At 71.1% G+C, this 15588-nt stretch carries 16 protein-coding genes; 5 read left to right on the forward strand and 11 right to left on the reverse strand.

The features are described 5' to 3' along the window. Positions 1-163 precede the first annotated feature (163 nt). Both nhaA and AB0F40_RS09425 read right to left on the reverse strand, forming a co-directional pair. Entirely contained in the window at positions 164-1453 is a 1290-nt protein-coding gene (nhaA, locus tag AB0F40_RS09420; protein ID WP_357465995.1) for a Na+/H+ antiporter NhaA, read from the reverse strand. A 194-nt stretch (positions 1454-1647) separates the two neighbouring features. Next, positions 1648-2211, reverse strand: coding sequence for a DUF1697 domain-containing protein (locus tag AB0F40_RS09425; protein ID WP_357465997.1), 564 nt, complete (start codon positions 2209-2211; stop codon positions 1648-1650). A 470-nt stretch (positions 2212-2681) separates the two neighbouring features. On the opposite strand from AB0F40_RS09425, the gene AB0F40_RS09430 reads away from it, so the two are divergent. Then, on the forward strand, positions 2682-3977 hold the full coding sequence (locus AB0F40_RS09430; protein ID WP_357466180.1) for a PhoH family protein: 1296 nt from the start codon (positions 2682-2684) through the stop codon (positions 3975-3977). Positions 3978-4257: 280 nt separating this feature from the next. Further along, on the forward strand, positions 4258-5007 hold the full coding sequence (locus tag AB0F40_RS09435; protein ID WP_357465999.1) for a GPP34 family phosphoprotein: 750 nt from the start codon (positions 4258-4260) through the stop codon (positions 5005-5007). Between the two features lie 121 nt (positions 5008-5128). Here the strand turns inward: AB0F40_RS09435 and AB0F40_RS09440 are convergent, their stop codons facing one another. Genes AB0F40_RS09440 through AB0F40_RS09455 form a run of 4 tightly spaced genes read right to left on the reverse strand, consistent with a single transcriptional unit; the run spans position 5129 to position 8514 of the window. Beyond that, positions 5129-6571 carry a class II fumarate hydratase gene (locus AB0F40_RS09440; protein WP_357466001.1) on the reverse strand — a complete coding sequence of 481 codons (1443 nt, stop codon included), beginning with the start codon at positions 6569-6571 and terminating at the stop codon, positions 5129-5131. Positions 6572-6626: 55 nt separating this feature from the next. Beyond that, on the reverse strand, positions 6627-7298 hold the full coding sequence (locus tag AB0F40_RS09445) for a carbonic anhydrase (RefSeq protein WP_357466003.1): 672 nt from the start codon (positions 7296-7298) through the stop codon (positions 6627-6629). Continuing rightward, a complete protein-coding gene (locus AB0F40_RS09450) occupies positions 7295-8248 on the reverse strand; it encodes a carbohydrate kinase (RefSeq protein ID WP_357466005.1) in 954 nt (317 codons plus the stop codon). The genes AB0F40_RS09445 and AB0F40_RS09450 overlap by 4 nt, the downstream gene beginning before the upstream one ends. Continuing rightward, positions 8245-8514 (reverse strand): exodeoxyribonuclease VII small subunit, encoded by a 270-nt coding sequence (locus AB0F40_RS09455; RefSeq protein ID WP_357466007.1) that lies wholly within the window; start codon positions 8512-8514, stop codon positions 8245-8247. Before AB0F40_RS09455 ends, AB0F40_RS09450 begins: the two co-directional genes overlap by 4 nt. 141 nt (positions 8515-8655) lie before the next feature. Between AB0F40_RS09455 and AB0F40_RS09460 the strand changes: the two genes are divergently transcribed. Next, the gene (locus tag AB0F40_RS09460; protein WP_357466009.1) at positions 8656-10275 is read left to right on the forward strand and encodes an ATP-binding cassette domain-containing protein; all 1620 of its coding nucleotides are present in this window, start codon (positions 8656-8658) and stop codon (positions 10273-10275) included. 16 nt (positions 10276-10291) lie between these two features. Here AB0F40_RS09460 and AB0F40_RS09465 read toward each other — a convergent pair whose 3' ends face one another. Continuing rightward, positions 10292-10918, reverse strand: coding sequence for an HAD-IA family hydrolase (locus AB0F40_RS09465; protein WP_357466012.1), 627 nt, complete (start codon positions 10916-10918; stop codon positions 10292-10294). A 122-nt stretch (positions 10919-11040) separates the two neighbouring features. Here AB0F40_RS09465 and AB0F40_RS09470 point away from each other — a divergent pair, with 122 nt between their 5' ends. Then, a complete protein-coding gene (locus AB0F40_RS09470; protein ID WP_357466014.1) occupies positions 11041-11784 on the forward strand; it encodes an SDR family oxidoreductase in 744 nt (247 codons plus the stop codon). Here the strand turns inward: AB0F40_RS09470 and sigJ are convergent. From sigJ to AB0F40_RS09485, 3 genes are read right to left on the reverse strand one after another with little or no spacing between them, the layout of a single operon-like run. Continuing rightward, on the reverse strand, positions 11750-12721 hold the full coding sequence (sigJ, locus tag AB0F40_RS09475) for an RNA polymerase sigma factor SigJ (protein ID WP_357466016.1): 972 nt from the start codon (positions 12719-12721) through the stop codon (positions 11750-11752). The genes AB0F40_RS09470 and sigJ overlap by 35 nt on opposite strands. 42 nt (positions 12722-12763) lie before the next feature. Further along, positions 12764-13159: a hypothetical protein gene (locus AB0F40_RS09480; RefSeq protein ID WP_357466018.1), complete on the reverse strand. Its 396-nt coding sequence runs from the start codon at positions 13157-13159 to the stop codon at positions 12764-12766. Further along, entirely contained in the window at positions 13156-13404 is a 249-nt protein-coding gene (locus AB0F40_RS09485) for a hypothetical protein (RefSeq protein WP_357466020.1), read from the reverse strand. Before AB0F40_RS09485 ends, AB0F40_RS09480 begins: the two co-directional genes overlap by 4 nt. Positions 13405-13635: 231 nt before the next feature. Here AB0F40_RS09485 and AB0F40_RS09490 point away from each other — a divergent pair, with 231 nt between their 5' ends. Further along, positions 13636-14385: a class I SAM-dependent methyltransferase gene (locus AB0F40_RS09490; RefSeq protein ID WP_357466022.1), complete on the forward strand. Its 750-nt coding sequence runs from the start codon at positions 13636-13638 to the stop codon at positions 14383-14385. Between the two features lie 44 nt (positions 14386-14429). Here AB0F40_RS09490 and AB0F40_RS09495 read toward each other — a convergent pair whose 3' ends face one another. Further along, a complete protein-coding gene (locus AB0F40_RS09495; RefSeq protein ID WP_357466024.1) occupies positions 14430-15572 on the reverse strand; it encodes an epoxide hydrolase family protein in 1143 nt (380 codons plus the stop codon). Between the last annotated feature and the right edge of the window lie 16 nt (positions 15573-15588).

Here is a 15588-nt window from a genome sequence, read left to right on the forward strand (position 1 = left end):
ACTGTCCTGCAGCGCCCCCCCGGCGAGAACTGGTTATTGCCGTCCCTCCCGCCCCCGCGCGCCGTCCCCCCCCCGCCCCCCCCCCCGCACCCCCCCCCCCCCCCCCGCGGGGCTCGACCAGCGGGGGATCGGCCTGGTCTCGACCAGCCCGGCCGGCGCAGGGTCAGCTCTCGCGGTCCTTGGCGTCGCCGATGTACTCGCGGACCTCGTCGGCCCGGCCGTCGAGGTTCATGTCGGACGAGCGGGCGCGGCGGGCGTCCCAGCGCAGCGAGATCGCGCCGAGGATCGCGGCGAGCACCGAAGCGCCGAGGATCGCGATCTTGGCCCCGTCGGTGTGCTCCGAGTCGCCGAAGGACAGCTCGCTGATCAGCAGCGACACGGTGAACCCGATGCCGGCCAGGAACCCGACGGGCAGCAGGTCACGCACGCCGATACCGTCGGGCAGGCGCAGCGGTGTGAGCCGGGTGAGCAGTGCCGTGGTCCCGAGCACGCCGAGGAGCTTGCCCAGGATGAGACCGGCGGCGATCGCCGCGACGACCGGCTGGCCGATCACGGCACCGGGCCCGTCGCCGTCCACCAGGGAGACGCCCGCGGCGAAGAACGCGAACACGGGCAGTGCGATACCGGACGACAGCGGCTTGATCCGGTGCTCGTACTGGGTGGTGCGCGACTTCGCCTCGCCGTGCAGGGCGAGCGCCGGCACGGTGAAGCCGAGCAGCACGCCCGCGATGGTCGCGTGCACGCCGGACGCGTGCATCAGGGCCCAGGCCACGGCGGCGAGCGGCAGCAGGACGAACCAGTGGGGCTTGCGGGACCGGACGTGCCACAGGAACAGCGCGACGCAGACGAGCGTGCCCAGCAGTGCCAGCCAGTGGATCTCGCTGGTGTAGAAGATCGCGATGACGATGATCGCGAGCAGGTCGTCCACCACGGCGAGCGTGAGCAGGAAGGTCCGGATCGCTATCGGTAGGCCTCGCCCGAAGATCGCGAGGACCCCGACCGCGAACGCGATGTCGGTTGCGCTGGGGATGGCCCAGCCGTGCAGGGCGCTGGGGTCGCCGAGCGCCAGGACGACGCCGACGTAGACCAGGGCGGGAACGGCCATGCCGCCGACCGCCGCGATCATCGGGACGCCGGCTTCCTTCGGGTTGCGCAGGCTTCCGGCGACGAACTCCTGCTTGAGCTCAACGCCCACCACGAAGAAGAAGATCGCGAGCAACCCGTCGGCGGCCCAGGTGCTGAGGGACAGGTCGAGGTGCACCGGCAGCGGTCCGAGCGCGGCCGGCCCGATCACGGTCTCGGACAGCGCCTGGTAGGCCTCCCGCCAGGGGGAGTTGGCCCACAGCAGGGCGAGGAACGCCGCCCCGATGAGGAGTGCACCGCCCGTGGTCTCTCGGGCGGCCCAGGTCCGGAGACGCTGGGTTCGGGTGGGTGCGGTGGCGTCAGGGTTCAACGCGTGTCCTCTCGGCTTTGCGGGTCGTCAGAGAAGGACCGGTCGACCCGGTCCACGCCGACCAGACTTCCCGGCACACCTGAGTTTTACCCTACCTGCCGTGCCACCCTGCCACGGCCTTGCCTGAGCCGCGTCTGGGAGTGCGGACGGTGAGACCTGGGTCACGATCCGCCCCGCCAGGTGCCTCGACAGGGCTATCTCGAGGCGAGCCCGGCACACGCCGTCCGCAGCTTGGTGATCGTGTTCCAGTTCCGGGCAGTGGTCGGCGCGCCGACCGCCTGGTCGACGGCCTTCGGCGTGAGCTTCGACCGGCCGATCCCGTCCACGTAGTGCACGTACAGGACCCCTGCGCCGGTCGCGAGCATCTCCCGGCCGGCGTTGGCCAGGTCGAGCCGGGCGATGCCGGCCTCGTCCAGGTCGCCGAACGGCACGTGCACCTGGAGGTGCGACGGATGGTCCCGTGCGGCGCCGGGGAAGGGGTTCGCCGCGGCTATCGCGTCGAGCTCTGCGGCGCTCAGTCCGACGGCGGAGACGTCCTGGCCGATGGACTCGCCGAGCCGGTCCTGCACGAGGCGCGCGACGTCGGCGGCCTCGGTGGCGCCGGAGGTGCCTGCCGCGACCACGAGGTTGCCGCTGTTCAGGAGCGTGCGGGCGGCTCCGAGCCCGGCGGCCTCGGCGGCGGCCAGCAGGTCGGCGGACGTCACGCGCAGGCTCGGTCCGACGTTGACGGCGCGGAGGAGGACAGCGAAGGAAGCCATGCGTCCCATCCTGCCGTTACGGCGCGCCTCCCGGCGAGTTTTGCTATTCCTTGGTGCCAAGGTCAACCCATTGCCAGCGTGTGAACAGTTCGTGACAACTTGCGACCCGCCGGGGCGAGGGTCTGGTCAGGGGATGGCAGTGCGCGTAGTTTCCACTGTGAGGGACGGCACCCAGTCGCCCCTTCGGGAGGCCAACCTATGGAGTGCTCGCTCCGTGGAGAAGGGCCGGTCCCGGCTCTGCGCCACGCCGCGGCGTACCGAGTCGGTCACCCGGCCCATCCACCAGTCCCGGTTCGTCCGGGTCGGTTCCGCCGACAGGCGGTGCCCGCCAGGTAGCGACGTGACTGTCACGGCGTTTCGGCGCCGGAGGGAGAACCGCAGTGAGCCATTCCGCACACACCACCCGTCCGACCGACCAGAGTGCCGACGCCACTCCCGGCGCAGCCGGTGACGAGCGCAGGACCTTCGTCATCGACACGTCTGTGCTGTTGAGTGATCCGAAGGCGATGTTGCGGTTCGCGGAGCACGACGTCGTACTCCCGATCGTCGTGATCACGGAGCTGGAGGCCAAGCGGCACCACCCCGAGCTCGGGTACTTCGCCCGGAGCGCCCTGCGGATGCTGGACGGGCTGCGGGTTCAGCACGGCCGCCTCGACTCACCGGTTCCCGTGGGGGACACGGACGGAACTCTGCGGGTGGAGCTCAACCACGTGGACCCGACGGTCCTGCCGGCCGGCTTCCGGCTCGGCGACAACGACACCCGGATCCTCGCGGTGGCCGCCAACCTCGCGGCCGAGGGCAACAGCGTCACGGTGGTCTCCAAGGACCTCCCGATGCGGGTGAAGGCGTCCGCCGTCGGCCTGCCTGCCGAGGAGTACCGGGCCGAGCTCGCGGTGGACTCGGGCTGGACCGGCATGCGCGAGATCGACCTCTCCGACGAGCAGATGGGCTCACTCTGGGAGAACGACGCGGTCGAGATCGCGAGCCTTGACCCGGCGACCGTCGAGGCGGCCTCTCCGCTGCTGGTGCACACGGGCATGGTGGTGCACTCGCCGGGCGGTTCCGCGCTCGGGCGGGTGACGGCGGACAAGCGCGTGCGGCTGGTCCGTGGTGACCAGGACGTGTTCGGGGTCCACGGCCGCTCGGCCGAGCAGCGCGTGGCGATCGACCTGCTGCTGGACCAGGAGATCGGGATCGTCTCGCTCGGTGGCAGGGCCGGCACCGGTAAGTCGGCGCTCGCCCTGTGCGCCGGCCTGGAGTCGGTGCTGGAGCGGCAGCAGCACCGCAAGGTGGTCGTGTTCCGGCCGCTGTACGCGGTGGGCGGGCAGGAGCTGGGCTACCTGCCCGGCTCCGAGTCCGAGAAGATGAACCCGTGGTCGCAGGCCGTCTACGACACGCTCGGTGCGCTGGTCTCGCCCGCCGTGGTGGACGAGGTCATCGAGCGCGACATGCTCGAGGTGCTGCCGCTCACCCACATCCGCGGGCGGTCGCTGCACGACTCGTTCGTCATCGTGGACGAGGCTCAGTCGCTCGAGCGGAACGTCCTGCTGACGGTGCTGTCGCGGATCGGCCAGAGCTCGCGCGTGGTGCTCACCCACGACGTCGCGCAGCGCGACAACCTGCGGGTCGGGCGGCACGACGGCGTCGCCGCGGTCATCGAGGCGCTCAAGGGCCACCCGCTCTTCGCGCACGTCACCCTGACCCGGTCGGAGCGCTCTCCGGTCGCGGCGCTGGTGACCGACATGCTGGAGCGTCTGGAGGTCTGACCGGCCCGCCGGCGTACCCGGACCCCGACATGTCAGAAGCTCAGGTCACCTTCGGTGGCCTGAGCTTCTGGCACGTGCGTGAACTCCTGGCACGGGAGAGGCGTGCCGCCGGACGGAACCCCCCAGCCCCGCAGTCCGGCGGCGCGCCACTCGTGCGTGCACAGCAGACAGTAGCAGAATTAGGTAAGCCTAACCAAAGAAGAGTTGTTGCCGACACTCCGCTTTCTCAGCGCGCGTCTCAATTGGGGTGTGTCTCCCTTGTCGGATATAGCATCGCCCCATGCTGATTGCTGAAGACTTCCTGCTGCTCGCCGTCGATGACGAGACGGGCAAGACCGCCAACGTCGACAACCTGGGTGTTCGCCTCGCGGGCGCGCTCCTGGCCGACCTCGCTGCCGCGAACAAGACCCTCATGCGAGGTGCGCCGGAGGCCGGCGCGACCAAGGAGGAGCGCGAGAAGGCCGGGGACACCACGATCCTCGTCACCGACAACGCCCCGACCGGCCACGTGGCCCTCGACGCCGCCCTGCAGGCCGTGCTCGACACCCCCGAGGCGCCGGCGCGGAAGATCGTCGAGGCCATCTCCGACAAGGCGGAGGACAACCTGCTGGCGGCCCTCGCCGAGCGCGGGATCCTCGAGAAGGAGGAGTCCAGGCTCTTCCGGATGCTCCCGATCACCCGCTGGCCCGCCGCTGACTCGAGCCACGAGGTCGCGCTGCGCGCCAACCTCACGAAGGTCCTCCTCGAGGGTGCCGAGCCCGACGAGCGCACCGCCACCCTGATCTCCCTGCTGCACGGGTCCGGCCTGGTGTCCGGTCTGGTCGGCAAGGAGCAGCGCAAGGCCGCCGAGGAGCGGGCCGAGGAGATCGCAGGCAGCGAGTGGGGCGTGGCCACCGTCGCGACCCAGGTGGCGATCGCCGCGACGGTCGCCACCGTCGCGACGGTCGGTGTCGCCGCCGCGGCGTTCATCCTCCTGTCGAGCGACGCCGACAAGGAGGCCGCCCCGGCCGCCGAGGCTCCCGTCTCCTGACCCGTCCACGGCCGTCGCTGGTCGAGCTCGTGTCGCTGGTCGAGCTTGTCGAGACCCGGGTCTCGACAAGCTTGGCCAGCGGTTTTGCTCGACCAGCGGTTTGGTCAGGCCCGCGGTTTGATCAGGCCTGCGGCGGACGGGTCATCGACAGCACGTCCAGCGCGGTGTCTAGCTGCTCCTCGGTGAGCTCACCCCGCTCGACGAAGCCCAGGTCGAGCACGGCCTGACGCACCGTGATGCCCTCCTTGACGGCGGTCTTGGCGACCTTCGCGGCGGCCTCGTAGCCGATCACCCGGTTCAGCGGAGTCACGATCGACGGCGACGACTCGGCGAGCGCGCGAGCACGCTCGACGTTCGCGGTGATGCCGGTGACGGTCTTGTCGGCCAGCACGCGCGAGGAGTTCGACAGCAGCCGGATCGACTCGAGCACGCCCTGCGCGATCACCGGGATCTGCACGTTGAGCTCGAAGCTCCCGGTCGCGCCGGCCCACGCCACCGTGGCGTCGTTGCCAATGACGCGCGCGCACACCATGAGCACAGCCTCAGGGATGACCGGGTTGACCTTGCCGGGCATGATCGAGGAGCCCGGCTGCAGGTCCGGCAGGGCGATCTCGCCGAGGCCCGTGTTGGGACCGGAGCCCATCCAGCGCAGGTCGTTGCAGATCTTCGTCACGGAGACCGCGATGGTCCGCAGCGCACCGGACAGCTCGACCAGGCCGTCCCGGGCGGACTGCGCCTCGAAGTGGTCACGAGCCTCGGTCAGCGGCAGGCCGGTGTCCTCGGCGAGCAGCGCGATGACGCGCTGCGGGAATCCGGCCGGCGTGTTGATGCCGGTGCCGACGGCCGTGCCGCCGAGCGGGACCTCGGCGGCGCGGGGGAGCGCGGCCTGGAGCCGCTCGACGCCGTAGCGGATCGCCGCGGCGTACCCGCCGAACTCCTGGCCGAGCGTGACCGGGGTGGCGTCCATGAGGTGCGTGCGGCCGGACTTCACCACCGTCGCATACTCGTCGGACTTCGCCTGGAGCGCCTCCGCCAGGTGGGTCAGCGCGGGGATCAGGTCGTTCACGACACCGGACGTCGCGGCGACGTGCACAGAGGTCGGGAACACGTCGTTCGACGACTGCGACGCGTTCACGTGGTCGTTCGGGTGCACGTCCCGGCCGAGCGCGGCGGTGGCGAGCGTCGCGAGGACCTCGTTGGTGTTCATGTTCGACGACGTGCCCGAGCCGGTCTGGAAGACGTCGATCGGGAAGTGGCTGTCGTGCTTGCCCGAGGCGACCTCGTCTGCGGCGGCGACGATGGCGGCGGCGATGTCCTGGTCGAGCACGCCGAGCTCAGCGTTCGCGGTGGCGGCGGCCTTCTTCACCCGCGCCAGGGCCTCGATGTGCGCACGCTCGAGCGGGGTGCCGGAGATGGGGAAGTTCTCGACGGCCCGCTGCGTCTGCGCGCGGTACAGGGCGTTCGCCGGGACACGGACCTCACCCATGGTGTCGTGCTCGATGCGGTATTCGGTCGTGTCGCCGGACTCGGGAGAGTGCGAAGGGACGACGGTGTCAGCAGTCATGGATCTATCGTGCCGCAGCCTCGCCCCGCCGACGCACCCGAGCGCGTGACTCCCGTCACGCGGGCGCCGGCACCTCGCCGATGTCCCCGATCACGTTGACCATGCGCGCGCTGCCGTCGTCGAGGTCGTACTCGAGGCCGACCACCGCGCACCGGCCCTCCTCGACCGCTCGGGCCAGGCCGGCCGAGTAGCTGTGCAGCATCCCGACGGTGTGCTTCACGTGCTCGCGGCGCAGCACGTCCTGGTCCGCCAGCGCCTCCATCGTCTTGGCCGGGTCGCCCGAGGTGATGCTGACGATCGAGGGGAGCACCCGGTCCACCACCGCGCGCACGAACCCGCCCGGCTGCTCGCCCGTCGCGAGGGTGTGCGCGGCAGCGGCCACGGCGCCGCACGAGTCGTGGCCCAGCACGACGACGAGGGGCGCGCCGAGCAGGTCGACCCCGTACTCGATCGAGCCGATCACCGTGGTGTCCACGACGTGCCCGGCGGTGCGGACCACGAACATGTCACCAAGACCCTGGTCGAAGATGATCTCGGCGGCGACCCGCGAGTCCGAGCAGCCGAAGATCACCGTGTGCGGGTGCTGCGTGGCCCGCAGCTCGCGGCGCCGGTCGGCGTTCTGGGACGGGTGCGCGGGCGTGCCGGCGACGAACCGGTCGTTACCGGCGCGGAGCTGCGCCCAGGCCTCCCGCGGTGTGAGCTGGGTAGGAACCCGGTCCGGGCTCATGCGATCTCCATTCGGCTGGGCGGGTTGGCTCCCGCACGGGACACGGTGATGGCTGCGACGGTGCAGCAGCGGTCGACGATCTGCTGGACGGTCGCCGGGTCGACGGCGTTCAGCGCGTCCCGCCGGTCGGCGCCCAGCAGCTCGTGCTCCCACAGCCCGTCGATCAGGGCGCCCATGAACGAGTCACCGGCCCCCACGGTGTCGACCACCTCGACCTGGGGGGCCACGGCCTCGACCACACCGGCGTCGGACACCGCTACGGCGCCCTTGCCGCCGAAGGTGACCACCACGAGCGCGGGCGTGCCGCGCTGCCAGTCGCGCGCGACCGCCACCGGGTCCGAACCCGGGTAGAGCCAGGCCAGGTCCTCGTCGCTCACCTTGACCACGTCGGACAGGTCCACCAGCGCTTCGACGCGCGGGCGTACCTCGTCGGCGGAGCCCATGATCGCGGGGCGTGCGTTCGGGTCGTACGTGGTGGTCGACGTCGTCCTCGCGGACTCGAGGACCTGCCGCACCTGCCCGGCACCCGGCTCGAGCAGCGCCGCGATCGAGCCGGTGTGCACGGCGAGCGCGTCGCTGCCGCCGACCTGGGCGCTCGCCTCGGCGCTGGTGGCCCCGCCCGGCATCGCCTGGGCCGGCACCTGCCAGGTCAGGTCGAAGTCGTAGGTGGCAGAGCCGCCGTCGTCCAGCGTGGCCACCGCGACGCTGGTGCGCTCCGCACCGTCGCTGCCCTGTACGAGCTCGACGCCCGACTCGGCGAGCCAGTCGCGCACCAGATCGCCCCGCGCGTCGGCGCCGAGCCAGGTCGCGAGCCGGACCTCCCGGTCCAGGCGGCCCAGCGTGAGCGCCACGTTGGCGATGCTGCCACCGGGATGCTCGGCGGCGGACCCGTCCGGGCGACGCACCTCGTCCACCAGAGCCTCGCCAACGGCGAGGACGTACGCGCTCACTCGGCGCCCTCCGGCGACTCGGCAGACCCGTTCTGCGCGGCGGCGAGGCGCTCGCGGGCGCCGTCGAGCCACTCCTGGCAGCGAGCAGCCAGGGCCTCGCCGCGCTCCCAGAGCGCGAGCGACGCCTCCAGCGGCTCCCCACCGGTCTCCAGACGGCTGACTACCTGCACGAGCTCGTCGCGCGCCCGCTCGTAGCTGAGAGTCGCAACGTCAGGGGCGTCCTTCGCCGGATCGGTGCCGGCATCAGTCACAGCATCTGTACTCACGGGAACAGTCAACAGCACGCCACCGACATCTGCGGACTCCGTCCACAGGTAGGTCGCCGCGCGTCCGAGAGCTGGTTCCCCGGCGTCGGTTCCGCGAAACAGTTTGGTCCTGGCCGGTCCGACGTCGGACCATGGTGACCCATGGGCCATCTCGAAGTAGCGCACGCCGAATACCACCTGCCGGATGGCCGGACCCTCCTGGGCGACGTCTCGTTCCGGGTGGGTGAGGGCAGCGCGACGGCGATCGTGGGGCCGAACGGCGCGGGCAAGACCACCTTGCTGCGCATCATCACCGGTGAGCTGACCCCGCACGGGGGCTCCGTGGCGGTGAGCGGCGGGCTCGGCGTGATGCGGCAGTTCGTCGGCTCGGTGCGTGACGAGACGACCGTGCGTGACCTGCTGGTGTCCGTGTCCGCACCCCGCCTGCGCGAGGTGGCGCGCGCCGTCGACGAGGCGGAGCACGCGATGCTGACCGTCGACGACGAGGCCGCCCAGATGGCCTACGCGCAGGCGCTGTCGGACTGGGCGGAGGTTCGCGGGTACGAGGCCGAGACCCTGTGGGACGTCTGCACGATGGCCGCGCTCGGCCTGCCCTACGACAGGGCACAGTTCCGCGAGGTGCGGACCATGTCGGGCGGCGAGCAGAAGCGGCTCGTGCTGGAGGCGCTGCTGCGCGGCACGGACGAGGTGCTGCTGCTCGACGAGCCGGACAACTACCTGGACGTTCCGGGCAAGCGCTGGCTGGAGGCGCAGCTCAAGGCCACCAAGAAGACCATCCTGTTCGTGTCGCACGACCGGGAGCTGCTGTCGCGCGCGGCGGACCGGATCGTGTCGCTGGAACCGAGCCCGGCCGGCGCCGACGCCTGGGTGCACGGCGGCGGGTTCGCCACGTTCCATGACGCGCGCCGTGAGCGGTTCGCGCGGTTCGAGGAGCTGCGCCGCCGCTGGGACGAGAAGCACGCGCAGCTCAAGAAGCTGGTCCTGACGCTGCGGAACCAGGCGGCGAGCAGCCCCGACATGGCGTCGAGGTACCGGGCGGCGCAGACGCGGCTGCGGAAGTACGAGGAGGCCGGGCCCCCGCCGGAGCCCCCGCGCGAGCAGGACATCTCGATGAAGCTGCGCGGCGGGCGCACCGGCCTGCGCGCCGTGACCTGCGTGGGGCTCGAGCTCACCGGGCTCATGAAGCCGTTCGACCTGGAGGTCTTCTACGGCGAGCGGGTCGCGGTGCTGGGGTCGAACGGGTCGGGCAAGTCCCACTTCCTGCGGCTGCTCGCCGGCGGGGACGTCGCCCACACGGGCTCGTGGAAGCTCGGGGCGAGAGTGGCCGCCGGGCACTTCGCGCAGACGCACGCGCACCCGGAGCTGTTCGGCCGCACGCTGCTCGACATCCTGTGGGAGGACCACGCGCAGAACAAGGGCATGGCGATGTCGCGGCTGCGGCGCTACGAGCTCACCGAGGCGGCGGACCGGCCCTTCGACCGGTTGTCCGGCGGTCAGCAGGCCCGGTTCCAGATCCTCCTGCTCGAGCTCGCCGGCTCGACGGCGCTGCTGCTCGACGAGCCCACCGACAACCTCGACCTCGAGTCGGCCGAGGCGCTGCAGGAGGGCCTGGAGTCGTTCGACGGGACGGTGCTGGCCGTGACGCACGACCGCTGGTTCGCGCGTTCGTTCGACCGCTACCTCGTCTTCGGGTCCGACGGCGTGGTGCGCGAGACCGCAGAGCCCGTGTGGGACGAGCGCAGGGTCGAGCGCGAGCGGTAGGCGCGTCCGGGCCGGCTCAGGCGTCGTGCCCGGCAGGCGCGACGCCGTGCTCCGCGAGCAGCTCCAGCAGCACGTCGTGCCCCTCGGGGATGCGCCAGTGCACCGCCGGCATGCCCATCGACCGGGCGCCCTCGACGTTCGGGGAGTGGTCGTCGATGAACAGGATCGCGGCGGGATCGGCCCCGATACGGGTCGCGGCCTTCTGGAAGAACGCGGGATCCGGCTTGGCCACGCCCAGGTCGCAGGAGTAGAGCTTCACGTCGAACAGCTCGTCGTAGGGCAGCGTGGCCCGCATGTGGTCGGCCCGACGCCGGACCTGGTTGGTCCCGAGGTGGACGCCGTAGTCGGCGTCGCGCAACCGCTGGACCAGGTCGAGCGAGACCGCTGAGGGCTCGATGTTCTGCCACACCGCCGCGTACAGGTCGGCGGCCGGCACGTCGACGTCGAACTCCCGCAGGACCCCGGCGAGGACCGGCAGGAAGTCGTCGGTGCCCGAGAGGAGCGGGTGCTCCCGCGCGGACGCGACGGCAAGGATCTCGCGGGTGCGGTCGCCGAGGAGCTGCTCGGCCTCGTGGTAGAAGCCGCCAGGGAACTCCTGGAGCACACCGTCGGCGTCGAAGAGGACGTGTCGGATGGTCGTCACGAGCGAACCGTACCGGTCCGGACGATGAGCCGGCCCGTCACAGGTCGGCCGTGTGCCCGGTCGAACTCATGACGAGCCGTTCGGCTCGTCGGTAGAACGACACGACAACCAAGGAGCACACCATGAAGATCGTGGTCATCGGCGGCACCGGCCTCGTCGGCAGCCAAGTGGTGCACAACCTCGAGCAGCACGGGCACGAAGCCGTGGCCGCCGCACCGCGGACCGGCGTGAACACCCTGACCGGGGAGGGCCTGGCGGAGGCGCTCGAGGGCGCCCAGGTGGTGGTCGACCTCAGCAACTCACCCTCGTTCGCGGAGGAGGACGTCACGCACTTCTTCCGGACCTCGACGAAGAACCTGCTCGACGCCGAGGCGGCGGCCGGCGTGCAGCACCACGTGATCCTCTCGATAGTCGGCGCCGAGCTGGTCGACGCCGGGTACATGCGCGCCAAGATCGTGCAGGAAGACCTCGTCAAGGCGTCCGGCTCCGGCTGGTCGATCGTCCGGTCCACGCAGTTCCTCGAGTTCCTCGGCTCGATCGCCGACACCGCGGAGGCCGACGGCGTCGTGCACATCGCTCCGGTCCGCTTCCAGCCGATCGCCTCGGCCGACGTCGCCCGCTTCGTGACCCGGACCGCCGTCGGCACGCCGCTGAACGCGACCATCGAGATCGCCGGGCCGGAGACCTTCGGCTTCGACGAGATCGTGCGCACGTACCTGGAGTCGAAGGACGACCCGCGTGCGGTCCGCACGGACCCGAGCGCCACGTACTTCGGCGCGCCGCTCCAGGACGGCGAGCTCGTGCCGCACGGTGCGGCCCAGCTCGGCGAGGTCAGCTACCAGCAGTGGCGGAAGGCCCAGGCGTAGCGGAACCGTCCGGCCCCTCCGGCGCGGCCCGACCAGCTCGGGCCCGCCGGAACGGGTCGATCTTGTCCGGGTTCAGCTGCCACATGAGCTCGTGCAGGCCGTCCGAGGAGGCGGTGACGGCCAGGACGCCGATCAACTCTCCGTCCCGCTCCATCGCCATGCCCTCCTCGCCGTTGACCTCGATCGGCCGCGTGGTGATGCCCGCCCAGAAGATCTCGGCGAACGAGGACAGGACCCGCGCCACCTTGGACGGGCCGGTGACCGCGACCCGCGCGACGTGCTTCGCGGTCCCGTTGCTGTCGGCCCGGCTCGTGACGTTCTCGGCGAACAGCCGCTCGAGCCGCTCGATGTCGCCCACCCGGGCGGCGGCGAGAAACGCCTCGAGGAGCGCGCGGCGCTCGGTGGGGCTCACCGTGTTCCGCGGCTCCGCGGCAAGATGCTTGCGCGCCCGGCTCACCAGCTGCCGGGTGGCGGTCGGCGACACCCCGACGATCCGGGCGATCTCGGGATACCCGTAGTCGAACGCCTCGCGCAGCACGTACGCCGCCCGCTCGGTGGGCGTGAGCCGCTCCAGCAGGGCCAGCACGGCCACGTCCAGAGCCTCGGCACGCTCGGCGCCGAGCGTCGGGTCCTCGCTCGTGTCCACCGGCTCGGGCAGCCACGGCCCGATGTACGTCTCGCGCCGCGACCGTGCGCTCTGCAGCACGTTGATCGCCAGGCGCGTGGCCGCCGTCGTGAGGAACGCCTGCGGGTTGACGACCACCGACCGGTCCGTCGTCTGCCACCGCACCCACGTCTCCTGCACCACGTCCTCGGCCTCGGCGCTGGAGCCGAGCATCCGGTATGCGATACCGAACAGCCGGCGGCGCACTGTGGCGAACACGGCGGCCGCGTCGTCGAGCGAGGTGTCGACCGTGGCGCCCACATCACCTGTCATGAGAACTGAATCTACGTCGTCCGCACGAGTAGGGCGCCGTGGTCAGACCCGGATGGTGCGGACCAAACCGTCCCCCAGGCGCTGCAGGTCGTCCGGATCAGACGTGTAGATCACGGTGGTCCCGGGCTGACGAATCGCCGTCTCTACGACCGTTGCGTCGATCGCGTGCTTGTGCCCTCGCATCTTGGCGTTCTTCAGGAGCAGCGCAGCGCTGCGTGCGGTCTCGCCAGAAACTTCCTCGACTCGGACGCGAGACAGGGCCCAGTCGAAGCGCGGCTTGTCGAGCTTGCCGTGGCCAACCTCCACGATCGTGTTCGCGCTGAGCACTACAGAGGCTCCTGCGTCGCGCGCGACTCGGATCTTGGCCAAGAACTTGCGGTCGCCCTCGATCATGAGTGTGAGGGCCTGTGCGTCGAGGACGACGGACTGGACGTTCACGAGTGCTCCCCGCCGCGCCCCGTGCGCACTGCGGTCTCGAGCTCGGCGCGTGCTTCGGCGAGCTCCTCCTCGGTGAACGTCCCATGGTCCGCCTCGAACCGACGCAGGTCCTCGTCCAGCAGCATGCCGCGCACCTGGTGTCCGACCGCTGCTGCGACGAAGGCAGAGATGTTGTCGGTGAGTGCGCGCATTGCTTCGACTTGGTCACTTGGCAGCGTGACTGTGATCCGTGTGCTCTCGACCATGAGATCAGCATACTGCGGTATGCATACCGAAAAAAGGTGTGGGGTTGCGGCCAGCGCGCCAGCCGGCGCACTGGGCGGTCGCTCCAGGTGAATCGTCATGGCATCCAGTCGATCGGACCTCCGCGCGTGTCGCAGCGCCGGACGGGAATCCTTGCGGATACGCAACGTCGAGCGTGTCTGTACGCCGCGAATGTCCTTGGGCTCACCCCTGGGTCATGTGAGCATTCCGGCATGACCACACCCGACCCGATCTTCGTCGACCCTCGCCTGGCGCGCCTCTACGACGCCTTCGACGACGACCGCGGCGACCTCGACCTGTACCTCGGGCTCGCCGAACGCTTCGACGCACGCACCGTGCTCGACGTCGGCTGCGGGACCGGGGTGCTCGCCCTCCTGCTGGCCGGCCGCGGCCTGCACGTCACAGGCCTCGATCCCGCCGCCGCGTCGCTCGAGGTCGCCCGGGCCAAGCCCGGTGCCGGTGCCGTCACCTGGGTCGAGGGCGGCGCCGAGGCCGTCGCGGGGCTCGGCCTCGCCGTGGACCTGGCGACCATGACCGGCAACGTCGCCCAGGTCTTCGGCACCGACGCCGACTGGGCGCGGGCGCTCGCGGCGGTGCGGGGCGCGCTCCGTCCCGGCGGTCGCCTCGTGTTCGAGACCCGGGTGCCTGCACGGCAGGCGTGGCTCGGATGGACCCACGAGAACAAGTCGGCGAGCCGTGACATCCCCGGCGTCGGACCCGTCGAGATGTGGACCGACCTGTTGGAGGTCGCGCTCCCGCTGGTCACCTTCCGGCACTCCTACCGCTTCCCGCCCGGCATGCTGCCCGACGGCGACGTGGTCACCTCGGTCTCGACCCTGCGGTTCCGCGAGCGGGACGAGTTCGAGGCGTCGCTGGCCGCCGCCGGGTTCCAGGTCGACGAGGTGCTGGACGCGCCGGACCGGCCAGGCCTCGAATGGGTGTTCGTGGCCCGCCGGGTCTGAGCGGGGTCCCGCGGGTCCGGGTGGGTCGGGCGAGCCCGCGAATGTCAGGCGAGGTCGCGGAAGAACGCGCGGATGTCGTTCGCCAGCAGCTCGGGCTCCTCCATCGCGGGGAAGTGGCCGCCCTCGGTGAACTCGCTCCAGTGGCTGGCCGCGTTCCACGGGTCCATCGTGCGCCGCATGAGGGGGTGCGTGTCGAACACCGCCCACGCGGCCGGTACGTCTGCGGACCCGGCCCAGTCGAGGCCCGCGTGCTCGGCCTCGTAGTAGAACTGTGCGCTCGACGCGCCGCTGCGGGTGAACCAGTACAGGCTGACGTTGGTGAGGAGCTGGTCGCGGTCGACCGCCTCGCCGGGGGTCTGGTGCGCACCGTTGGTCCACGTCTGGAACTTCTCGGCGATCCACGCGAGCTGGCCGACGGGCGAGTCGGTCAGGGCGGCGCCGATCGTGTCGGGACGGTGGTTCTGCATCTCGAAGTAGCCCCGCTCGGCGGCGTCCTCGGCGCGGATCTTCTCGATCTCCGCGACCTCGTCCTCGGACAACCCTTCGGGGTACGGGAACTTGTCGCCCACCATACCGAGCATCCTGCCGTCGCTGCCCACGTGGGTGCCGATGACCCGTTCCGGGTAGAGCGCGGCGAGCCGGCCGGTGGTGCCCGCGCCGATGTCGGTGCCGTGGGCGGCGAACCGCTCGTAGCCGAGCCGGGTCATGATCTCGGCGTAGGCCTCGGTGGTGCGGGCCACCTCCCAGCCGGTATCCGACAGCGGCGTGGAGAACCCGAACCCCGGCAGCGACGGGATGACCACGTGGAACTTGTCCGTCAGCAGCGGGACGAGCCGCTGGTACTCGACGAACGAGCCCGGCCAGCCGTGGCTCAGGATCAGCGGGGTGGCGTCGGGGTTGGCCGAGCGGACGTGCACGACGTGGAACGTCTGGCCGTCGACGACGGTCGTGAGCTGCTCGTACTCGTTGAGGGCCGCTTCCTGCGCGCGCCAGTCGAACCCGTCGCGCCAGTACTCGGCGAGCTCTGCCAGGTAGGTCTGCGGGATGCCGCGGTTGAAGTCCGTACGGTCGTCGCGGCCGGGTACGGGGAGCGGGCTGCGGGTCCGCGCGAGCCGGTCGCGCAGCTCGTCGACGTCGGCCTGCGGGATCTCGATGCGGAACGGTGTGAGTGCGCTGTCCTCTGCCATGACGCCCACACTGCCA

The organism is Promicromonospora sp. NPDC023987 (genome assembly GCF_040639055.1).
Taxonomy (GTDB): domain Bacteria; phylum Actinomycetota; class Actinomycetes; order Actinomycetales; family Cellulomonadaceae; genus Promicromonospora.